Below are 5,545 nucleotides of genomic sequence, written 5' to 3' on the forward strand. Positions count from 1 at the left end.
GAGTGGGGGGTGCGTCTGGTCCTTGAGAACTCAACAGCGTGCACATTGTCAATGCCAATTTATTGACCCCGTGCGATTGCAGCTTTGGTTGTGGTCGTCGGAGACAATTCCTTTTGGATTGAAGATTGTCAGTAGACAGTCAACAGTCAGAATCAACTCGGTTCGGCGCTTTCGGGTGTCGGATCTGTATTTTTTTACGGAGAGTTTGATCCTGGCTCAGGACGAACGCTGGCGGCGTGCTTAACACATGCAAGTCGAACGATGATCAGGAGCTTGCTCCTGTGATTAGTGGCGAACGGGTGAGTAACACGTGAGTAACCTGCCCCTGACTCTGGGATAAGCGTTGGAAACGACGTCTAATACTGGATATGATCACTGGCCGCATGGTCTGGTGGTGGAAAGATTTTTTGGTTGGGGATGGACTCGCGGCCTATCAGCTTGTTGGTGAGGTAATGGCTCACCAAGGCGACGACGGGTAGCCGGCCTGAGAGGGTGACCGGCCACACTGGGACTGAGACACGGCCCAGACTCCTACGGGAGGCAGCAGTGGGGAATATTGCACAATGGGCGAAAGCCTGATGCAGCAACGCCGCGTGAGGGATGACGGCCTTCGGGTTGTAAACCTCTTTTAGTAGGGAAGAAGCGAAAGTGACGGTACCTGCAGAAAAAGCACCGGCTAACTACGTGCCAGCAGCCGCGGTAATACGTAGGGTGCAAGCGTTGTCCGGAATTATTGGGCGTAAAGAGCTCGTAGGCGGTTTGTCGCGTCTGCTGTGAAATCCCGAGGCTCAACCTCGGGCTTGCAGTGGGTACGGGCAGACTAGAGTGCGGTAGGGGAGATTGGAATTCCTGGTGTAGCGGTGGAATGCGCAGATATCAGGAGGAACACCGATGGCGAAGGCAGATCTCTGGGCCGTAACTGACGCTGAGGAGCGAAAGCGTGGGGAGCGAACAGGATTAGATACCCTGGTAGTCCACGCCGTAAACGTTGGGCGCTAGATGTAGGGACCTTTCCACGGTTTCTGTGTCGTAGCTAACGCATTAAGCGCCCCGCCTGGGGAGTACGGCCGCAAGGCTAAAACTCAAAGGAATTGACGGGGGCCCGCACAAGCGGCGGAGCATGCGGATTAATTCGATGCAACGCGAAGAACCTTACCAAGGCTTGACATACACCGGAAACGGCCAGAGATGGTCGCCCCCTTGTGGTCGGTGTACAGGTGGTGCATGGTTGTCGTCAGCTCGTGTCGTGAGATGTTGGGTTAAGTCCCGCAACGAGCGCAACCCTCGTTCTATGTTGCCAGCGCGTTATGGCGGGGACTCATAGGAGACTGCCGGGGTCAACTCGGAGGAAGGTGGGGATGACGTCAAATCATCATGCCCCTTATGTCTTGGGCTTCACGCATGCTACAATGGCCGGTACAAAGGGCTGCGATACCGTAAGGTGGAGCGAATCCCAAAAAGCCGGTCTCAGTTCGGATTGAGGTCTGCAACTCGACCTCATGAAGTCGGAGTCGCTAGTAATCGCAGATCAGCAACGCTGCGGTGAATACGTTCCCGGGCCTTGTACACACCGCCCGTCAAGTCATGAAAGTCGGTAACACCCGAAGCCGGTGGCCTAACCCTTGTGGAAGGAGCCGTCGAAGGTGGGATCGGTGATTAGGACTAAGTCGTAACAAGGTAGCCGTACCGGAAGGTGCGGCTGGATCACCTCCTTTCTAAGGAGCATCTGACCGGCCCTGCTTGCAGGTGTTCGGTTCAGGCGCCGATGCAACCCGAACGTGGTTGCCGGTAGCTCATGGGTGGAACATTGACAGTGCAGTCGGGAGCGTTCGCTTCCGGTCTCAGTACGCCAGGCCTTCAGGGGTCGGGTTGGAACGGGTCGGGGTGGGCGGGTCGGCTGGTGCACGTTGTTGGGTCCTGAGGGACCAGGCTTCCTGACCGGGTGTGACCTGGTTGGGGGTTGAGCCGGCGGAGTGATCCGCATGGTTCTTCGATGGGCCACATGAAGCTGACCGGTTCCGGTTGGGGGAGTGTGGTGCCGATCGTATGTTGAGAACTACACAGTGGACGCGAGCATCTTTGAAAATCGCTTGCAATGGTTGACCGGCCTTTGGGTGGGTCACGTTGTGAGTGGATTGCAATTTTTAATCTTTGTGGTCAAGTTTCTAAGAGCAAACGGTGGATGCCTTGGCATCTGGAGCCGAAGAAGGACGTAGAAATCTGCGATAAGCCTCGGGGAGCTGATAATCGAGCTGTGAGCCGAGGATTTCCGAATGGGGAAACCCCGCTGGGCGCTTTTGTGACCTGGTGACTCCCGCCTGAATATATAGGGCGGGTAGAGGGAACGTGGGGAAGTGAAACATCTCAGTACCCACAGGAAGAGAAAACAACATGTGATTCCGTGAGTAGTGGCGAGCGAAAGCGGATGAGGCTAAACCGATCATGTGTGATAGCCGGCGGGCGTTGCATGGTCGGGGTTGTGGGACACGTCGCTCAGTTCTGCCGGACTGGGGCGGTTACAGCGCATCATAGTCGAACCGGTTTGAAAGCCGGGCCGTAGTGGGTGCCAGCCCCGTAGACGAAATGGTGTTATGGCCGGATGTGTATCCCAAGTAGCACGGGGCCCGAGAAATCCCGTGTGAATCTGTCAGGACCACCTGATAAGCCTAAATACTCCCAGATGACCGATAGCGGACAAGTACCGTGAGGGAAAGGTGAAAAGTACCCCGGGAGGGGAGTGAAATAGTACCTGAAACCGTTTGCTTACAAACCGTCGGAGCCTCCTTGTAGGGGTGACGGCGTGCCTTTTGAAGAATGAGCCTGCGAGTTAGTGATATGTGGCGAGGTTAACCCGTGTGGGGCAGCCGTAGCGAAAGCGAGTCTGAATAGGGCGATACAGTCGCATGTCCTAGACCCGAAGCGAAGTGATCTATCCATGGCCAGGTTGAAGCGACGGTAAGACGTCGTGGAGGACCGAACCCACTTCAGTTGAAAATGGAGGGGATGAGCTGTGGATAGGGGTGAAAGGCCAATCAAACTTCGTGATAGCTGGTTCTCTCCGAAATGCATTTAGGTGCAGCGTTGCGTGTTTCTCGCCGGAGGTAGAGCTACTGGATGGCCGATGGGCCTCAACAGGTTACTGACGTCAGCCAAACTCCGAATGCCGGTGAGTGAGAGCGCAGCAGTGAGACGGTGGGGGATAAGCTTCATCGTCGAGAGGGAAACAACCCAGACTACCAACTAAGGCCCCTAAGCGTGTGCTAAGTGGGAAAGGATGTGGAGTTGCACAGACAACCAGGAGGTTGGCTTAGAAGCAGCCACCCTTGAAAGAGTGCGTAATAGCTCACTGGTCAAGTGATTCCGCGCCGACAATGTAACGGGGCTCAAGCACACCGCCGAAGTTGTAGATTTCGCACACAGACAAGCCTTCGTGGTTCAGTCGTGCGGAGTGGTAGGAGAGCGTCGTGTGGCGAGTGAAGCGGCGGAGTAATCCAGCCGTGGACGCCACACGAGTGAGAATGCAGGCATGAGTAGCGAAAGACGGGTGAGAAACCCGTCCTCCGAAAGACCAAGGGTTCCAGGGCCAGGTTAATCCGCCCTGGGTAAGTCGGGACCTAAGGCGAGGCCGACAGGCGTAGTCGATGGACAACGGGTTGATATTCCCGTACCGGCGAACAACCGCCCAAGCTAATCCAGTGGTGCTAAGAGTCCTAACCCGGATGTTCCGGATCCCTTCGGGGTGATGGTGTCCGGTCTAACGCTCGACCCCATGCTGGTGCGGCTAGCGTATGAACAGGTGTGACGCAGGAAGGTAGCTGAGCCAGGCGATGGTATCCGTAAGGTGAACCTGGTGTAAGGATGTAGGGCTGACGATAGGCAAATCCGTCGTCTGCGTGCCTGAGATCCGACGCGTACCCGTAAGGGGAAATCAGTGATCCTATGCTGCCGAGAAAAGCATCGACGCGAGGTTGCAGCCGCCCGTACCCGAAACCGACTCAGGTGGTCAGGTAGAGAATACCAAGGAGATCGAGAGAATCGTGGTTAAGGAACTCGGCAAAATGCCCCCGTAACTTCGGGAGAAGGGGGGCCGGACACGTGATACGACTTCTCGTCGTTGAGCGTTGAAGGCCGCAGAGACCAGTGGGAAGCGACTGTTTACTAAAAACACAGGTCCGTGCGAAGTCGCAAGACGATGTATACGGACTGACGCCTGCCCGGTGCTGGAAGGTTAAGAGGAAGGGTTAGCCCTCGGGCGAAGCTCTGAATTTAAGCCCCAGTAAACGGCGGTGGTAACTATAACCATCCTAAGGTAGCGAAATTCCTTGTCGGGTAAGTTCCGACCTGCACGAATGGCGTAACGACTTCCCAGCTGTCTCAACCGCGAACTCGGCGAAATTGCACTACGAGTAAAGATGCTCGTTACGCGCAGCAGGACGGAAAGACCCCGTGACCTTTACTACAGTTTGGTATTGGTGTTCGGAGTGGCTTGTGTAGGATAGGTGGGAGACTGTGAAGCGGGCACGCTAGTGTTCGTGGAGTCATTGTTGAAATACCACTCTGGTCACTTTGGATGTCTAACGTAGGACCCTGATCGGGTTCATGGACAGTGCCTGATGGGTAGTTTAACTGGGGCGGTTGCCTCCCAAAGAGTAACGGAGGCGCCCAAAGGTTCCCTCAACCTGGTTGGCAATCAGGTGGCGAGTGTAAGTGCACAAGGGAGCTTGACTGTGAGACTGACAGGTCGAGCAGGGACGAAAGTCGGGACTAGTGATCCGGCAGTGGCTTGTGGAAGCGCTGTCGCTCAACGGATAAAAGGTACCTCGGGGATAACAGGCTGATCTTGCCCAAGAGTCCATATCGACGGCATGGTTTGGCACCTCGATGTCGGCTCGTCGCATCCTGGGGCTGGAGTAGGTCCCAAGGGTTGGGCTGTTCGCCCATTAAAGCGGTACGCGAGCTGGGTTTAGAACGTCGTGAGACAGTTCGGTCCCTATCCGCTGCGCGCGTTGGAAATTTGAGAAGATCTATCCCTAGTACGAGAGGACCGGGATGGACGAACCTCTGGTGTGTCAGTTGTTCTGCCAAGGGCACCGCTGATTAGCTACGTTCGGACCGGATAACCGCTGAAAGCATCTAAGCGGGAAGCCGTCTTCGAGATGAGATTTCCATGCACCTTGAGTGTGAGAGGCTCCCAGCAGACTACTGGGTTGATAGGCCGGATGTGGAAGCGGGGACTAACGACCCGTGGAGCTGACCGGTACTAATAAGCCGAAGACTTGACAACACACTTTTTACCGTGGCGGTTCACCGCTGCGGGCTCGCGTCCACTTTGTGGTTCCCGACAGACGATCGGGAATCAAACTGAATACTTCAGCAATGCTCTGAAGGAACAATGGTTTGATCCAGGATCTGGGTCGACAGTGTTCCGGTGGTCATAGCGAGAGGGAAACGCCCGGTCACATTCCGAACCCGGAAGCTAAGCCTCTCAGCGCCGATGGTACTGCAAGGGGGACCTTGTGGGAGAGTAGGACGCCGCCGGACTCAA

Annotated in this window: 3 rRNA genes; all 3 read left to right on the forward strand. The window is 55.7% G+C overall.

Annotated features, from left to right (window positions below):
- Positions 1-193 precede the first annotated feature (193 nt).
- Positions 194-1,715, forward strand: a 16S ribosomal RNA gene (locus D8M35_RS15405).
- A 440-nt stretch (positions 1,716-2,155) separates the two neighbouring features.
- A 23S ribosomal RNA gene (locus D8M35_RS15410) occupies positions 2,156-5,284 on the forward strand.
- Positions 5,285-5,424: 140 nt separating this feature from the next.
- Positions 5,425-5,541: ribosomal RNA gene (gene rrf / locus D8M35_RS15415) — 5S ribosomal RNA — on the forward strand.
- Together the 16S, 23S and 5S rRNA genes form the textbook arrangement of a ribosomal RNA operon.
- The last annotated feature ends 4 nt before the right edge of the window (positions 5,542-5,545 follow it).

Origin of the sequence: Curtobacterium sp. HSID17257, from assembly GCF_003989515.1 — a bacterium.
Lineage (GTDB): Bacteria > Actinomycetota > Actinomycetes > Actinomycetales > Microbacteriaceae > Curtobacterium.